The organism is Mycobacterium haemophilum DSM 44634 (genome assembly GCF_000340435.2).
In the GTDB taxonomy this organism is placed as follows: Bacteria; Actinomycetota; Actinomycetes; order Mycobacteriales; family Mycobacteriaceae; genus Mycobacterium; species Mycobacterium haemophilum.
The window spans coordinates 2,717,529-2,738,607 of record NZ_CP011883.2 but is presented as its reverse complement, the minus strand read 5'-3'; the positions used below and the strand labels follow the sequence as shown (position 1 = coordinate 2,738,607).

Below are 21,079 nucleotides of genomic sequence, written 5' to 3'. Positions count from 1 at the left end.
GAGTGTGCGTGTGGGGCGGTGGTGCTAGCGTGCTGCCGCCCTGGATGCACCCTCGACGCCGTCAACGCACACTCAAGGTCGTTACATGCCGCCGCCTTCGGCGCGATGGATGGCCTGGTCGGCAACACCGGCCTGATCGCGGGGGTGGCCGCTGGCGAAGGCGGCCCTGCGATCACGGTCAGCGGCATCGCCGGCCTGCTGGCCGGGGCGTTCTCCACGGTGCTAGGTGAATACTCGTCGGTCACCACCGCCACAAGCAGATTGAATCCGAGGTGCACGTCGAACGCCGAGCGCTACGCACCCGGCCACCAGCGGAGCAGGCCGAACTCGTCAGCATGCTCGTCGGCATGGTCATGACCGAGAAGACCGCGCAGACCGCGGCTGACGAGATTCACCGCGACGAGAATCGTGCGATCAGCGTCCTGCTGATCGCGGGTGGCTTGACCGTCCGGCGCCGTGGCCGCCGCCTTTCCTCACCGGTCTGCGTGCGCGTCAGACCAAGTGTCTACCCGCTTCCGGTGCGTGATCCACTAACGATCGAGTTGATCACAGTGTCTTGCGGCTCGGTGCTGCCGCAACATTCTCGAGAAGGCGGCGCAACACCACGACCGCATCCGCCAACACCTGGCGGTCCGCCGGCTCGAGCCGGGCCAGTTGTGGTTCGATAGCGGCGGCGCGGTCGGCCCGGACCGCGGTCAGCGTGTGAATCCCTTGCGGCGTGATGCGGATTCGGATCGCCCGGCCATCTCCGGGGTCGACGGTTCGGGTTACCAGGCCAGCGTCCTCGAGCCGTCGCACCTGCGTGGTCATCGTCGGCTGCGAACAGTGATCGACAGCGGCCAGGTCACCGATGCGGGCCTCACCGTGGGCTTCGATAATGGCTAGCAGCCTGGCCTGCGCCGAAGGCAATGGCATTTGGATGCGCTGGGTAGCCAACCGGTTGAGCCGCGCGACCACCGCGAGTAGGTCCGCTCCCAGGCCTTGTTGGGGCTCAACGTTCGTGGGTTCGCTGACCTCGGCGTCACGGGCCGGGGCGGCTAGATTCATGCATCCATCGTTGCATAGCTTTGCTATGCGAGACCACTAGGCGGTGCCGTCATACCAAAACCCAAGCGGGTCGGTGCGCTGCGCCGGACTTAGCGCTCGGGCCTGGCACAATCGGTAAAGTGACCGCGCCCGATCCGCTCCATTTGCATCATCAGGGCGGGTCGCTGGAACCGGGCGAATTGGCACAGGCTTCGGTCCTGGCAGCGCTGTGCGCGGTCACCGCGATCGTCTCGGTCGTCGTCCCCTTCGCGGCCGGCCTGGCGCTACTCGGTACCGTGCCCATGGGCTTGTTGGCTTACCGCTACCGCTTCCGGGTGCTGATGGCCGCGCTGGCCGCGGCCGGGGTCATTGCCTTTCTGATCGCCGGGCTGGGCGGTTTCATGGCGGTCGTCAACAGCGCCTATATCGGTGGACTGACCGGAGTCGTCAAGCGTAACGGCCGGGGCGCACCAACGGTGATTGCGCTGGCCTTGCTCGCCGGATTGGCCTTCGGCGCCGCCAACGTGGCCGCGCTGGCGGTGCTGGGTCGGCTGCGGCACCTGATCTTTAAAGTGATGACCGCCAACGTGGACGGCATCGCGACCACCCTGACCTGGATGCGTTTGCCGTGGGTCGCGGTCCAGCTAAAGCGGTATTTCGCCGTCGGGTTGCAGTACTGGCCGTGGATGCTGCTCGGCTATTTCGTCATCGCGATTCTGGTCGTGTCGTTGATTGGTTGGTGGGCCTTGTCGCGCGTACTGGAGCGGATGCGTGGCATCCCCGACGTCCACAAGCTGGACGCCCCGAGCGCTTACAACGAGGACGCTCCGGTCGGGCCGGTTCCGGTGCGGCTGGACCAGGTGCGTTTTCGTTACCCGCGCGCCGGTCACGATGCACTGCGTGAGGTCAGCCTGGACTTGCGGGTCGGTGAACATGTCGCGGTCACTGGCTCCAACGGTTCCGGGAAGACCACGCTGATGCTGATCCTGGCCGGCCGGGAACCGACATCGGGCACGGTGGATCGCCCGGGCGCGGTGGGCCTGGGCAAGCTTGGCGGCACCGCGGTCGTCTTGCAGCACCCAGAAAGCCAGGTTCTGGGCACCCGGGTCGCCGACGATGTGGTGTGGGGGTTGCCGCCGGGAACCGACGTCGATGTCGGTCGGTTACTCAGGGAGGTTGGCCTCGAAGCACTCGCCGAACGCGACACCGGCAGCCTCTCCGGCGGTGAACTGCAGCGCCTCGCACTGGCGGCGGCCTTAGCCCGGGAGCCGGCGCTACTGATCGCCGACGAGGTCACCAGCATGGTTGACCAGCAGGGTCGGGATGCCTTGCTCGGTGTGCTGTCCGGTCTCCCCAAACGACACCGCACCGCCTTGGTGCACATCACGCACTACAACAACGAAGCCGCTACCGCCGACCGAACGATCAACCTCAGCGACTCACCCGACAATGCCGACATAGCCGACCTGGTCACGACCGCTGCGCCGCCGGTATCGACCGCCGCGGTGGATCACCGCCCGCACGCACCGGTGCTCGAACTCATAGGTGTTGGCCACCAATACAGCAGCGGCACCCCGTGGGCCAAGACCGCGCTACGCGATATCAGCTTTGTGGTGGAGCAGGGAGACGGGGTACTGGTCCACGGTGGTAACGGCTCGGGTAAGTCAACGCTGGCCTGGATCATGGCCGGATTGACGGTTCCCACGATCGGCGCCTGCCTGATCGATGGTCGGCCCATCCATGAGCAAGTCGGCGCGGTGGCATTGTCGTTCCAGGCCGCCAGGTTGCAGCTGATGCGCAGCCGCGTCGACCTGGAAGTGGCTTCGGCGGCAGGCTTTTCGCCCCGTGATGAAGACCGCGTGGCCGCTGCGCTGGGCGTTGTCGGGCTGGATCCCGCGCTGGCCAAGCGGCGCATCGACCAGCTCAGCGGCGGCCAGATGCGCCGTGTGGTGCTAGCCGGGCTGCTGGCGTGTTCGCCGCGCGCGTTGATACTCGACGAGCCGCTGGCGGGGTTGGATGCGGTCAGCCAGCGTGGCCTGCTGCGGTTGCTGGAGGACCTGCGCTGTGAGCGGGGCCTGACGGTGGTCGTTATTTCCCATGACTTCGTCGGGCTGGAGGACGTCTGCCCGCGCACCTTGCATTTACGCAATGGTGCGCTGGAATCGGTGTCGACCGCCGCGGGGGGTACGTCGTGACCTCAACCTCGATATCTGACCAACACGTCCCCCGACGTCGCCCTCGTCCGGTGGTGTTGCTGGTTCCGGTACCCGGAACCTCGACCATTCACGATTTGTGGGCCGGCACCAAACTGTTGGTTGTTTTCGGTGCGGAGGTGCTGCTGACCTGCTATCCGGGTTGGGTGACGATCGGGGTGATGGCGGCGCTGGTGTTCGCGGCGGCCCGGATCGCGCGCATTCCGCGTGGCGCGTTGCCGTCGGTACCACGTTGGCTGTGGATCATTGTTGCGCTGGGTGGTTTCACCGCTGCGCTGGCCGGTGGTAGTCCGGTGATCTCGATGGCCGGAGTCGAAGTCGGACTCGGCGGGGCGTTGAATTTCCTGCGCATCACAGCTTGGTCGGTGGTGTTACTTGGGCTGGGGGCGATGGTGTCGTGGACCACCAATGTGGCCGAAATTGGGCCGGCGATGGCGACTTTGGGCCGTCCGTTGCGGATACTGCGGATCCCGGTCGACGAATGGGCGGTGGCTGTGGCGCTCGCGCTACGCGCCTTCCCGATGCTGATCGGCGAGTTCCAGGTGCTCTACGCGGCTCGCCGGTTGCGGCCCAAACAAATTCCGCGCAGCCGCAAGGCTCGTCGACAGCGGCACGCCAGGGAACTGATCGACCTGCTCGCCGCTGCCATCACCGTGACGCTGCGGCGCGCCGACGAAATGGGTGACGCGATCACCGCCCGTGGCGGCATCGGTCAACTATCTGCCTATCCGTCCCGGCCGAAATTAGCGGATTGGGTGACCTTGGCGATCACGGTCGCTGCCAGCGGCACCGCGGTGCTGCTCGAGACGATCTTGCACACCGCTGCCTAGGCGTAGGGCATTGCATTGAGATTGACGCGGGCACGGTTGGCCACGAGAGGCCAGCGGCGACGTATGCCGCTGGTTGCCGGCATCGCGGTGTTGCTGACTTTTGCAACTGCATGCGCTGGTCAGTCACCATCGACGCCGAGCCTAGACCCCGCCACGGTCCGGCAGCTTGACGGCGCCATCGACGACGCGAGGCGAACGGCATCGATCCCAGGCGCCATCGTGGGTTTGTGGGGGCCGCAGGGCCAATATGTCCGAGCGTTTGGGGTGTCGGACAAGACCACCGGCGCTGCGATGAACGCCGATTTCTACAGCCGCATTGGCAGCGAAACAAAAACCTTTACCGTCACAGCGTTGCTGCAGCTTGCCGACCAAGCCAGGGTCCATCTCGATGATCCGATTGCGAAGTACGTCGACAGTGTCCCTGCTGGCGACCGAATTACCTTGCGACAGTTGGCGCGGATGCAAAGCGGACTGTCCAACTACACCAACACTCAAGCGTTTAGACAAGCGTATCTCGCTGACCCGCACCGCCACTTCAGCCCTCAAGAGCTGCTCGGATACGCGTTCGCGCAGCCGCCGGAGTGTTTGCCGGGGGAGGCATTTCACTACTCCAACACCAATACTGTCCTGCTGGGCCTGGTGGTGGAAAAGGTCAGCGGACAGTCGCTGCCCGACTACCTCCGCGAACACGTCATCACACCGCTTGGCTTGAGTCATACCAGTTTTCCTACAACGAACGGGTTTCCGGAGCCGCACGCTCAGGGCTACACCACCTTGACGTCCAACGGCGCCGAGGCCACGGCAACCGACTGGGATCCGTCCTGGGCCTGGGCCGCCGGGGCGATGATTTCCACGCTCGACGACTTACACGTCTGGACGATCGCGGCCGCCACCGGCAAGCTGCTCAGTCCTGCGATGCAACGGCAACGGCTGGAGACTGTGGATGAGCCCGGCGTGCCTGTGCGGATCCGATATGGGTTGGGAATCGGCAACTTTGCCGGATGGATCGGGCACAACGGCACTTTGCCCGGCTACGAAACCGTGGCGGTTTACCTGCCGGACAAGCAACTAACGCTCGTCATTCTCACTAACACCAATATTGATTATCGTGGCGAGGCGGCGAGTATGACGCTGGCCGCCGCCGTCACCAAGATCGTCTCCCCAGATCACCGCTACGCGCTGAGTCCGTAAACCGGGGGCTCAGCTCACCGGCGGCATCCCCGAGAATGCACGCCTAGGCACCCCAGGTTTCGTTCGGTCCCCGAACGAAACCAGCTGTCGCCGTTAGCGTCTCGCCGGCTGACCGGGGTCTAGGGCCGCATGCGGTCGATAAGGTTAGACAGCACGACGATGCTTTCGCTGCGCTCGATGTCAGCGCTCGAACGGATGCGTTCGAGCGCTGTCTCGAGGTGCTGCATGTCATGGGCGAGCACGTGCAGGATGGCGTCAGAGGTGCCGGTAACCGTCGCGGCGCTGACAACCTCGGGGATATCCACCCACGCCGCCTGCAACTGATCGGGCGCAATCCTGCCGTGGCAGAACACCTGCACATAGGCCTCGGTGTTCCAGCCCAACGCATTGCGGTCGACGATAGTGGTAAAACCCTTGATCACGCCCTTGGCAAGCATCCGATCGACACGTCGTTTGACTGCCGGTGCGGACAAATTCACCTGCTGTCCGATCTCGGCGAAGGTGGCCCGCGCATGCTTGGCCAGCTCGGCGAGGATGCGCTCGTCGGTGTCATCTAGGCGGTTCAACACGGTCTCCTTGGCTCGGCGCATCCTCGTGCGCAACAGATCGTCGCAGATACAAATTTAGCGCAATAAATTGGCTATTAGCACGCAATATCCGTCGTTTTGATTGTTAATCAAGGCAAAATATCGTTGACGCATGACGGATTACTATGTCGAGGCCGCCTGTTCTCAATCGGAAGCTCTGGCATGGCAAGCCGCCGAGCAGCGCGGCCGCACGCCCCGCCCCTGCCGATACGCGATGACCCCGCCGACCTATTTTGCGGTCGAGTATGCAATCAACCCTTGGATGGACGTCACCACCCCGGTCGACGTCCAGGTCGCGCATGCTCAGTGGGTGGACCTGTACCAGACCTACGTACGGCTGGGCCACCAGGTGGACTTGGTTGAACCCGTGCCCGGACTGCCAGACATGGTCTACGCCGCCAACGGCGGGTTCATCGCGAACAATATTGCCATCGCCGCCAGGTTCCGGTTCGCCGAGCGGGCGGGCGAGTCGAAAGCCTACGCGGAGTGGATGTCGTCGGTGGGATATCAGCCGGTGACCACTCGTCACGTCAATGAGGGGCAGGGCGACGTACTGTTGGTGGGCGAAATGCTGTTGGCGGGCTATGGCTTTCGAACCGACCGTCGCGCACACGCCGAAATCTCAGTGGCACTGGGGAGGCCGGTGATTTCCCTCGAGCTGGTCGATCCCCGCTTCTATCATCTCGATACCGCGCTGGGTGTTCTCGATGACCGCACGATTGCGTTTTACCCTCCGGCGTTCAGTACGGCGGCGCAGGATCAACTGTACGCGCTGTTTCCCGACGCCATCGTGGTCGGTAGCGCTGACGCGTATGTGCTTGGTCTGAATGTCGTATCCGATGGCTTACATGTTGTGCTTCCTTCTGCTGCAACTGGTTTCGCCACGCAGCTGCGTGAAGTTGGCTTTGAGCCGATCAGCGTCGATCTGTCCGAGTTACTCAAGGGTGGCGGTTCGGTCAAGTGCTGCACGTTGGAGGTCTTCCCATGACAATTCTCGGCGCTCCAGCTTCGGCGCCGGTGGCCACAGACCGAACTCAGGCGGCGATTGCTTTAGTGGAAAAATATGCAGCGCATAACTATTCGACGCTGCCGGTGGTCGCGGCAAGCGCCGAGGGCGCGTGGATCACCGACATCGACGGCCGGCGCTACCTGGACTGCTTGGCCGCCTATTCGGCGGTCAACTTTGGTCATCGCAATCCAGAGATCACCGCGGTGGCCCACGCTCAACTCGACACCGCCACGCTGGTGAGTCGAGCCTTCCAGTCCGACAATCTCGGACCGTTTTGCGCCGCACTTGCCCAGTTGTGCGGAAAAGACATGGTGTTACCGATGAACTCTGGCGCTGAAGCAGTGGAGAGCGGCCTCAAGGTCGCCCGCAAGTGGGGCGCCGAGGTCAAGGGCGTCCCCGAGGGTCGGGCTAACATCATCGTGGCCGACAACAACTTCCATGGTCGCACGATCAGCATCGTCAGCTTCTCGTCCGATCCGGTAGCGCGACACGGATTTGGGCCGTTCACACCGGGGTTCCGCTCGGTACCGTTCGGCGACCCTGAACCACTGGTCGCCGCGATCGATGACAACACCGTCGCGGTGCTACTCGAGCCGATCCAAGGCGAGGCGGGCGTCATTGTTCCCCCAGACGACTACCTGCCGGCCGTGCGGGCGTTGTGCAGCGAGCACAACGTGTTAATGATCGCCGACGAAATCCAGTCGGGGTTGGCCCGCACCGGCTATACGTTCGCCGGTGACCGCTGGGGCGTGGTACCAGATGTTTACCTGCTCGGTAAGGCACTCGGCGGCGGCGTGGTTCCGCTGTCAGCGGTGGTCGCAGACCGCGAGATCCTCGGTGTGCTGCATCCCGGTGAACACGGCTCGACGTTTGGTGGCAACCCGTTGGCCGCGGCAATCGGTACGACGGTCGTTTCCATGTTGGCGCGGGGGGAATTCCAGGCTCGCTCGGCGGAATTGGGCGCGCATCTGCATCGCCGTCTGCAGGGACTGATCGGCGACGGTGTGCTGGCGGTGCGTGGCCTGGGATTGTGGGCAGGCGTCGACATCGAGCCGACATCGTCCACCGGCCCACAAACAGGGAGGGAAATGAGCCTGCGGTTGGCCGGCCGTGGTGTGCTGGTGAAGGAAACCCATGGTTGCACGCTACGGTTCGCACCGCCACTGGTCATCACTGCCGAGGAGATCGACTGGGCGGTATGCCAGTTCGCCGCCGCGTTGAGGGAGGCCTGATAATCAGCTGATCCAATAACTCCGGAGGTGCAATGACGTCCCCGTCGATCAGCCTGACAGAGCAGATGTTGCGGCGCCGACCGGTGGTCGGCGCCCCGGTCGCATATGGGGCCGCTGCCCACCTCAAACGGAGTATCGGCACGTTCGAGCTGACCATGTTCGGGGTCGGTTCGACGATTGGTACCGGCATCTTCTTTGTGCTGTCCCAGGCCGTGCCAGAAGCGGGTCCCGGGGTGATCATCTCGTTTGTCGTCGCGGGCGTCGCGGCTGGACTCGCGGCTATTTGCTATGCCGAATTAGCCTCCGCGGTGCCGGTTTCGGGTTCATCGTATTCGTACGCATATACCACGCTGGGCGAGGCCGTTGCGGTCGGTGTGGGCGCCTGTCTGTTGCTGGAGTACGGGGTGGCCACCGCCGCGGTCGCGGTCGGTTGGAGCGGCTACGTCAACAAGCTGCTGCGCAACTTATTTGGATTCGAGATGCCGCAGGCCTTGTCGGCCGCGCCGTGGGACTCGGCACCGGGTTATGTGAACCTGCCGGCGGTCATTCTGATCGGAATGTGTAGTTTGCTGTTGATCCGCGGCGCCAGCGAGTCGGCGAAGGTCAACGCGATCATGGTGCTGATCAAGCTCGGTGTGCTGGGCATGTTCGTGGTCATCGCGTTCAGCGCCTATGACGCCAACCACCTCAAGGATTTCGCGCCATTCGGCGTCGCCGGCATCGGTTCGGCGGCGGGCACGATTTTCTTCTCTTTCGTCGGCCTTGACACCGTGTCGACCGCGGGTGACGAGGTGAAAAACCCGCAGAAGACGATGCCGCGGGCACTGATCGCGGCGCTAATCGTCGTCACCAGCGTTTATGTGCTCGTTGCGCTCGCTGCGCTGGGCACCCAGCCGTGGCAGAAGTTCGGTGAGCAGCAAGAGGCCGGGCTGGCGACGATCCTCGACCACGTCACGCACGGCAAGTGGGCCAGCACAATTCTGGCGGCCGGTGCGGTGATCTCGATCTTCACCGTCACGTTGGTCACGACGTACGGCCAGACGCGCATCCTATTTGCCATGGGCCGCGACGGACTGCTGCCGACATGGTTTGCGACGGTGAATCCGCGCACGATGACGCCGGTGGCCAATACGGTCATCGTCGCCACCGCGGCGTCGGTTCTTGCCGCCGTCGTACCACTGTCTGATTTGGCGGACATGGTGTCCATCGGCACGCTCACCGCATTCATCGTCGTGTCTACCGGGGTGATCATCCTGCGCGTGCGCGAACCCGACCTGCCGCGCGCGTTCAAAGTGCCCGGTTATCCTGTGACGCCGGTGCTTTCAGTGCTGGCGTGTGGGTACATTCTCGCCAGCCTGCACTGGTATACCTGGATCGCGTTCAGTGGATGGGTCGCGCTGGCGCTGATCTTCTACCTGGCGTGGGGTCGCCACCACAGCGCGCTCAACACTCGCGGTCCCCAGCGCATCACGACAGGCGTCCAGCAAAACGAGGTGTTCAACAGTCCGCCGAAGGAAATGCTGTGACTGTCGTTGCCGGCTACCTGGCTGGCAAGGTCGGGCTGTCAGGGTTGCATCTGGCCGTGCGCACCGCGCGGACACTGAGAACGTCGCTAACCGTCGCGACCATCGTGCCGAAACCGTGGCTGACCCCGTCGCGGGCGCGCATCGACGCCGAATACGAGCAATGGGCAGATCATCTGGCCGCGGACTCGGCGAAGGAGGCCCAGCAGCATCTCGACAAAGTGGCCGACGGGATCGAGATCGACTACTGCCACCGCGCGCACCGCTCGGTCGCGGGTGGGTTGATCGAAGTGGTCGAGGAAGTCGACGCTGAGCTCTTGGTGCTGGGGTCGTTGCCGAGCGGTGGACGTGGGCAAGGGCAGGTGGTGATCGGCTCGACGGCTGACTGGCTGCTGCATTCGTCGCCGGTGCCGGTAGCGATCAGTACCCGCGGATATCGTGGCCACACCGGCAAGCTATCGCGGGTGACGTGTGCCTATTCGGCTATCCCGGATGCAGTCGATGTGGTGAGGCGCTGCTTTCAGTCCGCCAAGCGGTTCGGGGTGCCGGCGCGAGTGATCAGCTTCGCGGTGCGCGGCCGGACGATGTATCCACCGGAGGTCGGGCTGGACGCCGAGGATTCGATCCTCGACGCGTGGGCGTCGCAAGCACGAGAAAACCTGGAAAATCTGAAGACTGATGGGGTAGTTGGCGAGGACGTTGTGCTGCAAGTGGTTACCGGCGACGATTGGCAAGACGCGCTCGCCGCGGCGGACTGGGAGGACGGCGAGATCCTGGCGCTGGGCACCTCGCCCCGCGGCGAGATCCACCGGGTATTCCTCGGTTCTCGCAGCGCCAAGATTATCCGCCACAGCCCGGTTCCGGTGCTGGTGCTGCCCAGCTAGCGGTGAGCTGCGGCGTTGGCTGCTGCCTGAGCCTGACCCAGGATTGTCGCGACATCGCCGCGGCCGAGGAACATTTCGTCGAAATAGCTTTGCAATGCGCCGTCTCCGGCGGGAAAGCCGGCGCCGCCCGGAGCCGGAATGTGGGAGCCGTCCAGCACCGAGAAGAAGGGCCTGATATCTATGCCTTTACCGGCCCAATAGTCGAAGTAGACCGGCTGAGCCGACCGCACCGCCGGGATGGCGGCACCGTGACGGCCCAGGTACGCGTTGCCCTGCCTGCTGCCCATCCAGGCCAATACCTGACGCACCGCGTCCGGATGCTTGGTCGCTGCATTACCGGCTGCGGCAATACCATTGGTAACGCTTACCCGGCCTTGCGGACCGGCCGGCAGCAACGCGACACCCCAACGGAACTGGGCCTCGCGGGCTATTGGTACCAGGTTGTAGGTGCCGGATTGGAAGAGCGCCATCCTGCCGGCCAGAAATTGGTTGCGCGAGAAATCGCCGTTGTCGTTGGTGTCTGAGGCCGGTGGCGCCACGTGGTCGTGGTTGATCAGCCTGACCAGGTACCGGAAGGCCTCGATCGCCTCGGGGTTATCGAAGGCGAACTCGTCGCCGCGCTGGAATACTCCGCCGGCTGACCCGATGTAGTTGAGGTAGATGGCTTGGGGGTCGTTGGCCGCGTTGTATCCCCATTGACGGACTCGTCCTGAGTCGAAACCTGGTGTGTTCGCAGCATTTCCATCGGCATCCAGGGTGAGCCGAGCCAGCAAGGGGCGCAAGGTGTCGTCACCGCTGGGAGTCCACCACATATGGTCGAGCTGGACCGGATCGATACCGGCAGCAGCGAGCAGGTCGGCGTTATAGAACACGGCGATGCCGGCGTCGGTCAACTGCGGTACACCCCATAGCGCACCGGCCCGGGTGAACTGGTCTACCACCGCTGGTTCCCACTCCGACGCCGGATTATCGATCCTCATCAACCGGCCACTGTCGGCATATGCGGCGAGGTAAGCGCTTGATATCCAGAAGATGTCGGCGGCGCTGCTACCGGCCACGTCGGTGCGCAAGGTGTTGAAGTATGTCGAGTAGGCAACCATATCGGTGCGCACTTCGATATGGGGATGCGTACGGGTGAAGGCCTGGAACGACTGCTGATACGCCAACGCGATCGGTTCATCCCACAGGCGCACCGTAACGACGACCTTGCCGCCACGGGGTTCGCCCGAGTAGTCCAGCAGTACCGCAGTCGCGGCCAACAGCACCGCCACCAGCGCAAGCGCGCCGGCGACCAGCGTGGAAAAGCGAGGCCCGGTCACGGTGTGCGTCGAGATTGCCGTGGTGGTCGTGGATCCACAAAAATCACAGCCTTGACGGCAATCTCGGTACTAAACCCAAAGCGGCTCATTTCAGCCCCGAGACGACGATCGAGGCGACGATGTGCCGTTGGAAACCAACGAATAGTACGATCAGCGGCACGATCGCGACCGTGGTCGCGGCCATCACCAGCGTCCACTGGGCGTTGAATCGGGACTGTAGGTCAGCCGTCGCCACCGTGAGCACACGCCACTTGTGGCCACTAGTAATCACCAACGGCCACATGAAGTTATTCCACTGCGAGACCACAGTGATGAGTGCTAACGCCACTAGAGCTGAGCGGCTGGACGGAATCACGACATGCACGATCACGTCTAGAGTGTTAGCGCCGTCGAGGCGTGCCGCGTTGATCAAATCGTTCGGAATGATGCGAAAGTGCTCGCGCAGCAGGAAAATTGCGTACGGGGAGCCAAACATAAACGGCAGAACCAGCGCCCAAAATGTATTGCGGAGGCCGATTTGGGCCATCATCAGATACATCGGCACCACCGTGACCGTCGCCGGCACCATCAATGTCGCGATGTAGACCCAAAACAAAGCATCTCGCCCGGGGAACCGTAACCGTGCGAACGCGTAGCCGGCCAACACCGAGAAGGTCAGCTGGCCAAGCAGAATCACCGCCGTCATCAACGCGGTCACCGCTGCTGCGCGCAGAAATCCAGCACCGGACAGGCCGGCGTAGTTGGCCAGTGTGGGTGGCCGCGGCAACTCCAGTGGCGTACCGGTCACAAATTGGTGAGCCGACGTGAACGAGGTGAGTAAGCCAAGTGCGAACGGTGCCACGGTGATCAGCGCACCGAGTGCTAGGCCGGCGTAGATCACGGTGTTGGAGAGGCGGCTAGGTGAGCTCATAGCTGATCCGCCGCCGGAAGTACACATGCTGAACGACGGTGACGCCGAGCAAGATGACGAATAGTAACACCGCCATCACCGATGCTCGCCCGATGGCCGCGGAGCCGAACGCTTCGGCATAGATGCGGTGCGCCACCAGGTCGGTGCGACCATCCGGACCGCCATCGGTCAGCGCATAGACGGTGTCGAAAATCTGTGCTGTGCTGACGATTCCGGTAACCAACACAAAGAACATCGTCGGCCGCAGCATCGGCAGAGTAATGCGCCAGAACCGCTGCCAGGCATCGGCGCCGTCGGTGCGCGCGGCCGCGTGGATGTCGTCTGGGATAGCCAGTAGGCCGGCGAGGAACGACAGCGAGACATATCCGATGTTGGTCCAGACGACGACCGCCGAAACGATCGGCAGCGCAAGGCTGGGCTCGAAGAGCCATTCAATGCGATGTCCGAGGACGGTGGCAACAGCGCCGTCGGTGGGAGCAAAGATCCAGCGCCACAACACCGCGATTGCCAACGGGGCGCAGATCCACGGCAGCACATATAGCGTGCGAAATACGCCGGTGCCCGGAAGTTGGCGGGCCAGCATTGTCGCGGTCAGCAGGCCGAGCACCGTCTGAGCCGGCACCACGATCGCCACGAAGACGGCCGTGACAATTAGTGAGTTGGCGAAGTCGGGGTCGGTCAGCACCGACCGCCAGTTGGCCAGGCCGACATAGTGCAGCGGCCCCAGCAGGTCCCACCGGAACATGCTCAGCCAGATCACCACGAGAATGGGCAGCAGTAAGAAGGCGGCCACACCGACCAGGCTGGGGGCCAGCAGGGCGTAGGCCAGCACAATGGATCGGCGGGGCGACGCAGCCATGGGTGTATTAAAGCCGGTCGTTACGGTGTAGCCGTGACACCAAACCGGGGGATCGATGCTGACTTCGTGGACCTGCCGCGCCAGGAGTTGGCCGAAGCCGCGTTGTCGGCGGCTACTGCGGCCGGGGCCAGCTACGCCGACCTGCGCATTCACCGCCTCTGCACCGAGATCATCCAGCTCCGTGACGGCGAGCTGGAGACCGCGATGGTCAGCCGTGAGGTCGGGTTGGCGGTCCGGGTGATCGTGGACGGTACCTGGGGGTTCGCCTCGCACGCCGAGTTGGCGCCTTCCGTGGCAGCCGGCACTGCGCGCCGCGCAGTACAGGTGGCCACCACGCTCGCGGCGCTCAACAGCGAGCGCGTCGAGCTTGCACCCGAGCCGGTCTACGCCAACGCCAGCTGGGTGTCGAGTTACCGGATCGACCCATTCAGCATCCCCGCGGCGGACAAGATTGCCGTGCTCGAGGGGTTCTCCTGGCGGTTGCTGGACGCCGACGGCATTGACCACGTGTCGGCTGGTTTAACGGCGGTCAAGGAGCAGACGTTCTACGCCGACACCTTCGGATCGTCAATCACCCAACAACGGGTGCGGCTAATGCCCTCCTTGGAAGCGGTGACGGTGGACGCCGCGGCGGGCGGTTTCGACTCGATGCGCACCCTGGCGCCGCCGACGGCCCGAGGCTGGGAGATCCTCGTCGATGATGGCGTGTGGAACTGGACCGACGAGCTCGCGCAGCTGCCGTCGCTGCTGGCCGCGAAGGTCAAGGCGCCCAGCGTGACCCCGGGACCTAAGGATCTGGTGATCGACCCGACTAACCTGTGGTTGACCATTCACGAATCCATTGGTCACGCAACCGAATACGATCGCGCTATTGGCTACGAGGCCGCCTACGCTGGCACCTCGTTCGCCACCCCTGACAAACTCGGAACCATGCAATATGGTTCGCCGGTGATGAACGTGACAGCGGACCGGACGGTCGAATTCGGTCTAGCCAGTGTCGGTTACGACGACGAGGGCGTGGCCGCGCAGCGCTGGGACCTGGTGCGTGACGGGGTGTTCGTCGGCTATCAGCTCGACCGGGTCTTTGCCCCGCGGTTGGGGCAGCCGCGCTCCAACGGGTGCTCGTATGCCGATTCGCCGCATCACGTGCCGATTCAGCGGATGGCCAACGTGTCGCTGCAGCCCGGCCCCGACGAGATTACTACTGCTGACCTGATCGCCCGGGTCGACGACGGCATCTACATCGTCGGCGACAAGTCATGGTCGATCGATATGCAGCGCTACAACTTTCAGTTCACGGGGCAGCGGTTCTTCCGTATCCGAGATGGCCGCCTGGATGGTCAGCTGCGTGATGTCGCGTATCAGGCCACCACCACCGACTTCTGGAATTCCATGGAAGCCGTGGGCGGCCCGTCGACCTGGCGGCTTAACGGCGCCTTCAATTGCGGCAAGGCCCAGCCCGGCCAGGTGGCCGCCGTGAGCCACGGCTGTCCGTCGGCGCTATTCAGAGGCGTCAACGTACTCAACACCCGTACCGAGAGCGGCCGATGATCCGCGCCGGCGACAATGCAGAGCGAAGCGAAGCTGAGGAGCGGCGCTCATGATCACTGCGCAGCATGCCGTCAATCTCGTGCTAGCTGAGGCGGCGAAATCTGGCCGGGCCGACGAGACCATGGTGATAGTCACCGACCGTGTCGAAGCGACCTTGCGCTGGGCGGGCAATTCGATGACCACCAATGGAGTTTCGGTCAATCGAAATGTGGCCGTGATTTCGGTTGTGCACCAAGGTGATAGCGCTTTCGTTGGCACGGTGGTATCGGCTGAAGTGGATCCCCTAGTGATTCCCGGGCTGGTGGCTGCATCCCAAGAGGCGGCTCGCTCGGCGCCCGAGGCCGGCGATGCTGCGCCGCTGCTGGCCGGTACCGGGACACCCGACGATTGGGACGCGGCGGTGCCTGGCACCGGAGCTGAGGTGTTCGCCGATGTCGCCGGCTCACTGAGCTGGGGGTTCCGCGGCACCGACCGGCTGTACGGCTACGCGCACCATAGTGTCTCGACGACGTTTTTGGCGTCGTCCACGGGACTGCGCCGACGCTACACCCAGCCCACCGGGGCAATTGAGATCAACGCCAAACGGGGCGACGCGAGTGCTTGGGTGGGTGTCGGCTCGCCCGATTTCGTGGACGTGCCAACCGATCTGCTGCTCGAGCAGCTGTCGATGAGGTTGGGCTGGGCGCAGCGTAGGGTCGAGCTGCCGGCGGGACGATACGAGACGATCATGCCGCCATCGACGGTGGCCGACATGATGATCTACCTGGCATGGTCGATGGCCGGCCGGGGTGCCCAGGAGGGCCGGACCGCATTGTCGGCGCCCGGCGGCGGGACCCGGGTGGGGGAGCGGCTCACCGAGTTGCCACTGACGTTGTTTTCCGACCCTTTCGCTGCGGGGTTGGCATGCATGCCGTTTGTCGCGGTGGGCAATTCTTCAGAGACGATGTCGGTGTTCGACAACGGGATGGAAATCGGTCAGGTCGACTGGATCCGCGACGGGGTGATCAACGCGCTGGCCTATCCGCGGGCCACGGCTGCCAAGTTCAACGCCCCGGTCGCGGTCGCCGCCGAAAACCTGATGATGACGGGTGGGTCGACCGATCTCGCCGACATGATCGCGGGCACCGAGCGCGGCCTGCTGCTGACTACGCTGTGGTACATCCGCGAGGTCGACCCCACCACGCTGCTGCTCACTGGGCTGACCCGCGACGGCGTGTACCTCATCGAAGACGGCGAGGTGACTGCGGCGGTCAACAACTTCCGGTTCAACGAAAGCCCGCTGGACCTGCTACGACGGGCCACGCAGGCCGGTGTCAGTGAGATGACCCTACCGCGGGAATGGGGGGACTGGGCCACCCGGGCGGCGATGCCTTCGTTACGGATACCCGACTTCCACATGTCGTCGGTGAGCCAGGCGCACTAGCCGATTGCCGAGCGGTGCGTGACAGCACCGAGACCTCAGTATTGTGCGATGACCGCGCAAAAGCCGCGCTGCGGTATGTGGATGCGTTAGTTTGGACACTGGCGCACCTCGTCGCCGACGATGTCGGCGAGGTGCGCGCCCGTTTGTCCGATGCCGAGGCCGTCGAACTGACCTTTGGCATCATGCGTAACGCCAGCAACAAGTGTTCAGCTGATGCCGTGATTACTAAACAAACCTGACGTCCACCTGTTGATCTCCCGTCGGGCGTTCATCGTCGATTGGGTGCTGCCGGGCAGGCTGTCCCTTGCGTAGGGTGGCGAGCAGTTCTCGGTACGGACCGACAAGGTAAACGGTGTCGCCGGCGCTGAGCCGGGCGTCGCGGCCCGGGTGCAGCTGGACCGGCGCATCTTCCCGGGTAATCGCGATGACACGCGTTTGCGTTGACAGCTCGAACATCTGCAGCCCATCGAGTTCGCTGCCGGCTTGCACATGCATTCCGCCGATCAGAAACGAGCGGTTTCCGACCGAAAACGTCCCCAGCACCTGCAGCCCCAGCGCGGCGCCGATAAACCACGGGGCGGCCAGTTCTACGGTAGAACGAACGTTTTCGAAACCGAACCGTTGGGCTACCGCGGAGCCGAGGTCGTGGTCGTATACCCGCAGCACCAGCGGGACGCCGTCCCGTCGGTTGGCGGCGGCTTCCACCTGGTGGCCCAGCATTTCACGAAGCACGATCCCGGTCTCGATGTTGACCATGTCGTCGCGGGTCAGCACCGCTACGGCGCGGGCTTGGTCGACGCGGGCCGCTTCCAATGTCTGGCGTAACGTGGCATCCCCGAAGATCACCGGTACGTCGAGTTGGTCCGCCGTCGACAGGAAGCGGTTGTTCATATCGCGCTCGATCACCGCTACGTCATATCCGGCTGCGGTCAGATCAGTGACGACGCGGATGCCAAGCGCGCTCAGCCCGACGACGATGATGTGGTTGCGCAGGTGGCGCGCTCGCGGGCGTCCGCTCGACCAGACGAACCGACGCGACAACAGCACGTCGGCGACAAAAGCGACAAGCAGTGCGGTGGTGGTTACGCCACCCAACATCAACATGGCAGCGTACATCCGTAGCCACGTGGGCTGCTGGGCGAAGCTGAAGTCGCCGTAACCGACCGTCGTGATCGTCTCGTTGGTGAAGTAGAACGCGTCCACCCACGACATCCCGGGGTGCTTATAGCCAAAGTGCAGCAATGCCGTTGAGCCGAGTATTAAGGCACCCAGGGCGGCAATCACGGGATAGAACGCGGGATTGACTTCGCTGGGCAGGGTGCGCGCGGCGTCCAATGCTCGGCGCAGTCGAGAGTGGCGCGAACGTGTTCTAGCCTGGCGCGGAGCCTTGACGCCGCAGCGGTCCACTTCGTCGGTAGTGCCGATCATCGCCGTCCAGTCACCAGCGTGCACCTGCACATCCCGTCCCGGACACGCCACCACATTGCCGGGGGTGGTGGTGTTCTGGCCGCGAACAATCGCGACCGGGGCAAGATCGCGATAGATTTCGCGCAGCGTCGCGTCGCGCGGTGCCTCGGCGCCAAAGACCATGAATTCAATGCCGGCCGCCTCGAAGGGGTGTGTGGTGCGCGCCAGGCACGCCTCGACGACCGCCGACGCCGCGAGGGCGGCGACGTCAAAGATCGCACTCGGCCCATCGTCGTCGGCCACCGCTTCCCGCAGCACCTCGTTGGCCAACCGCGCCACCACGCGAATGTCCGGATTGGCTTTCCTCGCGAGCAAAGCGATTTCGAGATTCGTCGCGTCGTCATCTCCGGCGCAGATCACGGCGGTTGCTTCGGCGACCCCAGCTCTAGCGAGTTCCGTTTTGACCCGGGTGCCGGCGAGTTCAGGACCGAGGAGTTTGGCGACGGTTGCGCCCGCTCTCTTCAACTCTTCGATGATCGTCGTCGCCAGCGCATCGTCACCGCTGACGATAACGCGCTGGCGCATAAGCTTCGGCCCCTCCGTGGAACATTGATCTAGACAACGCCGCTAAGGCTCTTCCGACGTCAATTAGGTCGAAAACGATTTCATCGCAACACTTTTCTACAGTTGTCATAGGCAGTTACCTTGTTTGCAGTGATGTTCATTCGGAACTTGGACTTCGGAGATCTTGACTGATACTAGCAACAGAATTGCCCGTGCTGCACAGCAATAGCCTGATCATGTTGCTGAGATGCAGTCAATCAGACTGTGTCACAGCATAAATAGAGTTGGCAATATGTCGCCATTCAAATCAACCGTGTTGGTACTAAAGTTGGTTGGTAGCCAAACGTCTTGTCGGGCCAAGGATTTATATGTGACGTGCATCACTGCTCCCGATGTCAGGGCCCGGACTTTGTTACATGGAGATTAACTGAGGTTGGGAAGATGCTGGCAACATCCTGCTCCTGGCCATTCCGTCGACCGATGAAGCGCACGAAGGCGATAGGCTCTCGTCGAAGTCCACATACCGGCAAAGGGAAATTGATTCTTGACAACGACTTTGGTTGACAAACAGAGAACATGGTTGTCCTTTTCCGATGTGTGTAAGCGCGGCTTGCTCGGGAAACCGTTGATCACCGACCAGCTGCAGCACGAACGATTGTCGAATTCTGTTGCTCTCGGTGTCCTTTCGCCGGATGCGATCTCCTCGACCGCCTACGGCTCTGAACAGGTCATGATTGAGCTGCTGCCGGCAGCTGGGATGGCGGCGTTCGCATTGTTGCTTCCGATCACCGGTGTCATCCTGCTAATTCTGGTGTTGGTGGCCGCGTCCTATCGGCAAGTCGTCATGGTCTATACCCGTTCCGGTGGGTCATATGTGGTCGCACGGGACAACTTCGGGCCACGGGTGGCGCAGATCGCCGCCGCATCGCTGCTGATCGACTACGTCGTCACTGTCGCGGTGCAATGCGCGGCCGGGACAGTCGCGGTGGTCTCGGCGATACCGGTGTTGGGCCCCTACAACCTGGAAATCACGGTGGGCGTGGTGTTGCTGATGTGCCTGGCGAACCTGCGTGGATTGCGGGAGGCCGGAGTGCCTTTTGCGCTGCCGACTTACGCCTTTGTGGCCATGGTCTCGCTGACGATCGTGGTCGGACTTGTCCGTGAATTCGTTTGGGGTTTACCGAAATACGATCCGCAGCAGATTGTCGGTGCGGTGCCGGTTCATCAGGGTGGTGGCCTGGTGATGGGTGCGACGGTGCTGGTGGTGTTGCGAGCATTCGCCAACGGTGGCTCGTCGCTGACCGGTGTTGAGGCTATTTCCAACACGGTCAACAGTTTCCGTCGGCCCGAAGGTGTTAACGCGCGTCGGGTGCTGACTGTGATGGCCTGCATCCTCGCGTTTTTGCTGGCGGGTGTGGCTTGGCTGGCGCATGTCACCTACGCCACGCCCTATGTTGAGGGGTATCCGTCGATGCTGTCCGAGATTGCCCGGGCGGTCTTCGGGCACGGTGTGCTGGGCAACATTCTGTACTTTTTGGTGCAGGCGTCGACCGCGGCCATCCTCTACACAGGCGGCAACACCAGCTTCAACGGCTTTCCGGCGTTAGCCAGCTTTGTTGCCGAGGACCGTTTTCTGCCGCGCCCGCTGATGAAGCGCGGTCATCGTCTGGTGTTTTCCAACGGCATCCTGACGCTCACCGTGCTGTCTGTGGCGCTGCTGGTCGTCACCGGCGGTTCGGTCAATGCGCTGGTGCCGTTCTACGCGATCGGCGTGTTCACCGGGTTCGCGATGGCCGGCTATGGCATGACCAAGCACCACTTGACCCGCCGCGGGCCGGGCTGGCGCTACAAGCTGGTGGTCAACTTGTCGGCGGGGGTGTTGTCGACGATCGTGGTGGGAATCTTCGCGGTGGCCAAGTTCACTGAGGGTGCGTGGCTCATCGTCGTGGTGTTTCCCGTGTTGGTGTTGGCTTTGGTGCGGCTCAACCGGCAATACCGCGCCGAGGCCTCCGTTCTGGAGATGTCCCACACCACACGTCCGGACTTGGCTCGCTACCCGCGACACCGGGTCGTCGTCTTTGTCGATTCGGTTGATCTCGCCGAGATTGAGGCACTGCGCTACGCAAACGGGCTGCATGCCGACGACCTCACTGCGGTGCACTTCCTACTGGACGTCGTCCACGCCGACCGGTTGCAGCAGCGCTGGGAGCACTTTGACCACGACACGCCGCTGCGGGTGATCGACTGCCCGGATCGCCACCTGGTTCGGGCTGCGCATGAGTTGGTCGCGGAAGTGCTCAACGATCACCCAGACAGCAAAGTGACGGTGCTGCTGCCACGTCGAACATATTCGCCGCTGGTGGGTCGGTTGCTTCATGACCGCACCGCGGACAAGATCGCCCGCGCCGTCAGCCGCATCCCTGGGGCGGCGGCACAAATCGTGCCCTACGACATAGAGTCGCGGATCGCAGAGGTCACCCGCGCGGGCTGACAGCACGTCGCAAACCGCAATGGCTCCGCGTCGACGTCGACCCCACACACCAATCGTCAG

Annotated in this window: 15 protein-coding genes and 3 pseudogenes; 12 read left to right on the top strand and 6 right to left on the bottom strand. The window is 63.4% G+C overall.

Annotation, left to right across the window (positions count from 1 at the left end; genetic code table 11):
- Positions 1 to 105: 105 nt before the first annotated feature.
- Positions 106 to 431 (top strand): annotated as a pseudogene (locus B586_RS21430) (VIT1/CCC1 transporter family protein); the annotation flags it as partial.
- A 115-nt stretch (positions 432 to 546) separates the two neighbouring features.
- Here B586_RS21430 and B586_RS12850 read toward each other — a convergent pair.
- Entirely contained in the window at positions 547 to 1,047 is a 501-nt protein-coding gene (locus tag B586_RS12850; protein ID WP_047315117.1) for a MarR family winged helix-turn-helix transcriptional regulator, read from the bottom strand.
- Between the two features lie 119 nt (positions 1,048 to 1,166).
- Here B586_RS12850 and B586_RS12845 point away from each other — a divergent pair, with 119 nt between their 5' ends.
- From B586_RS12845 to B586_RS12835, 3 genes are all read left to right on the top strand, one after another.
- Positions 1,167 to 3,221: an ATP-binding cassette domain-containing protein gene (locus B586_RS12845; protein WP_211141489.1), complete on the top strand. Its 2,055-nt coding sequence runs from the start codon at positions 1,167 to 1,169 to the stop codon at positions 3,219 to 3,221.
- Positions 3,218 to 4,069 carry a CbiQ family ECF transporter T component gene (locus B586_RS12840; protein ID WP_054879739.1) on the top strand — a complete coding sequence of 284 codons (852 nt, stop codon included), beginning with the start codon at positions 3,218 to 3,220 and terminating at the stop codon, positions 4,067 to 4,069. Before B586_RS12845 ends, B586_RS12840 begins: the two co-directional genes overlap by 4 nt.
- 63 nt (positions 4,070 to 4,132) lie before the next feature.
- Entirely contained in the window at positions 4,133 to 5,260 is a 1,128-nt protein-coding gene (locus tag B586_RS12835; RefSeq protein ID WP_054879740.1) for a serine hydrolase domain-containing protein, read from the top strand.
- 119 nt (positions 5,261 to 5,379) lie between these two features.
- Here B586_RS12835 and B586_RS12830 read toward each other — a convergent pair whose 3' ends face one another.
- Positions 5,380 to 5,826: an Lrp/AsnC family transcriptional regulator gene (locus tag B586_RS12830; RefSeq protein ID WP_047315148.1), complete on the bottom strand. Its 447-nt coding sequence runs from the start codon at positions 5,824 to 5,826 to the stop codon at positions 5,380 to 5,382.
- A gap of 133 nt (positions 5,827 to 5,959) precedes the next feature.
- Between B586_RS12830 and ddaH the strand changes: the two genes are divergently transcribed.
- The 4 genes from ddaH to B586_RS12810 are packed head-to-tail and all read left to right on the top strand — an operon-like array spanning position 5,960 to position 10,495.
- Positions 5,960 to 6,835, top strand: coding sequence for a dimethylargininase (ddaH, locus tag B586_RS12825; RefSeq protein ID WP_054879741.1), 876 nt, complete (start codon positions 5,960 to 5,962; stop codon positions 6,833 to 6,835).
- Positions 6,832 to 8,088, top strand: coding sequence for an ornithine--oxo-acid transaminase (gene rocD / locus B586_RS12820; RefSeq protein WP_054879742.1), 1,257 nt, complete (start codon positions 6,832 to 6,834; stop codon positions 8,086 to 8,088). Before ddaH ends, rocD begins: the two co-directional genes overlap by 4 nt.
- 32 nt (positions 8,089 to 8,120) lie before the next feature.
- Positions 8,121 to 9,614, top strand: a complete 1,494-nt coding sequence (locus B586_RS12815; protein ID WP_047315123.1) for an amino acid permease — start codon at positions 8,121 to 8,123, stop codon at positions 9,612 to 9,614.
- Positions 9,611 to 10,495, top strand: coding sequence for a universal stress protein (locus B586_RS12810; protein WP_054879743.1), 885 nt, complete (start codon positions 9,611 to 9,613; stop codon positions 10,493 to 10,495). The genes B586_RS12815 and B586_RS12810 overlap by 4 nt, the downstream gene beginning before the upstream one ends.
- On the opposite strand, the gene B586_RS12805 is transcribed toward B586_RS12810, so the two are convergent.
- The 3 genes from B586_RS12805 to B586_RS12795 all read right to left on the bottom strand — a co-directional run bounded on the left by B586_RS12805 (position 10,492) and on the right by B586_RS12795 (position 13,583).
- Complete coding sequence (locus B586_RS12805) at positions 10,492 to 11,814, bottom strand: extracellular solute-binding protein (RefSeq protein ID WP_054879744.1); 1,323 nt, start codon at positions 11,812 to 11,814, stop codon at positions 10,492 to 10,494. The two genes, B586_RS12810 and B586_RS12805, sit on opposite strands and share 4 nt — an antisense overlap.
- 85 nt (positions 11,815 to 11,899) lie before the next feature.
- A complete protein-coding gene (locus tag B586_RS12800; protein WP_054879745.1) occupies positions 11,900 to 12,724 on the bottom strand; it encodes a carbohydrate ABC transporter permease in 825 nt (274 codons plus the stop codon).
- Positions 12,711 to 13,583, bottom strand: a complete 873-nt coding sequence (locus B586_RS12795; protein ID WP_054879746.1) for a carbohydrate ABC transporter permease — start codon at positions 13,581 to 13,583, stop codon at positions 12,711 to 12,713. Before B586_RS12795 ends, B586_RS12800 begins: the two co-directional genes overlap by 14 nt.
- A 33-nt stretch (positions 13,584 to 13,616) precedes the next feature.
- On the opposite strand from B586_RS12795, the gene B586_RS12790 reads away from it, so the two are divergent.
- From B586_RS12790 to B586_RS12780, 3 genes and pseudogenes are all read left to right on the top strand, one after another.
- Positions 13,617 to 15,134, top strand: coding sequence for a TldD/PmbA family protein (locus B586_RS12790; RefSeq protein WP_054879747.1), 1,518 nt, complete (start codon positions 13,617 to 13,619; stop codon positions 15,132 to 15,134).
- A 49-nt stretch (positions 15,135 to 15,183) separates the two neighbouring features.
- Positions 15,184 to 16,557 (top strand): TldD/PmbA family protein, encoded by a 1,374-nt coding sequence (locus tag B586_RS12785; RefSeq protein WP_054879748.1) that lies wholly within the window; start codon positions 15,184 to 15,186, stop codon positions 16,555 to 16,557.
- A gap of 29 nt (positions 16,558 to 16,586) precedes the next feature.
- A pseudogene (locus tag B586_RS12780) lies at positions 16,587 to 16,760 on the top strand (carboxymuconolactone decarboxylase family protein); the annotation flags it as partial.
- A gap of 22 nt (positions 16,761 to 16,782) precedes the next feature.
- On the opposite strand, the gene B586_RS12775 reads toward B586_RS12780, so the two are convergent.
- Positions 16,783 to 18,549 (bottom strand): NAD-binding protein, encoded by a 1,767-nt coding sequence (locus B586_RS12775; RefSeq protein ID WP_047315131.1) that lies wholly within the window; start codon positions 18,547 to 18,549, stop codon positions 16,783 to 16,785.
- Positions 18,550 to 19,084: 535 nt separating this feature from the next.
- On the opposite strand from B586_RS12775, the pseudogene B586_RS12770 reads away from it, so the two are divergent.
- Positions 19,085 to 21,001, top strand: a pseudogene (locus B586_RS12770) (APC family permease); the annotation flags it as partial.
- Between the last annotated feature and the right edge of the window lie 78 nt (positions 21,002 to 21,079).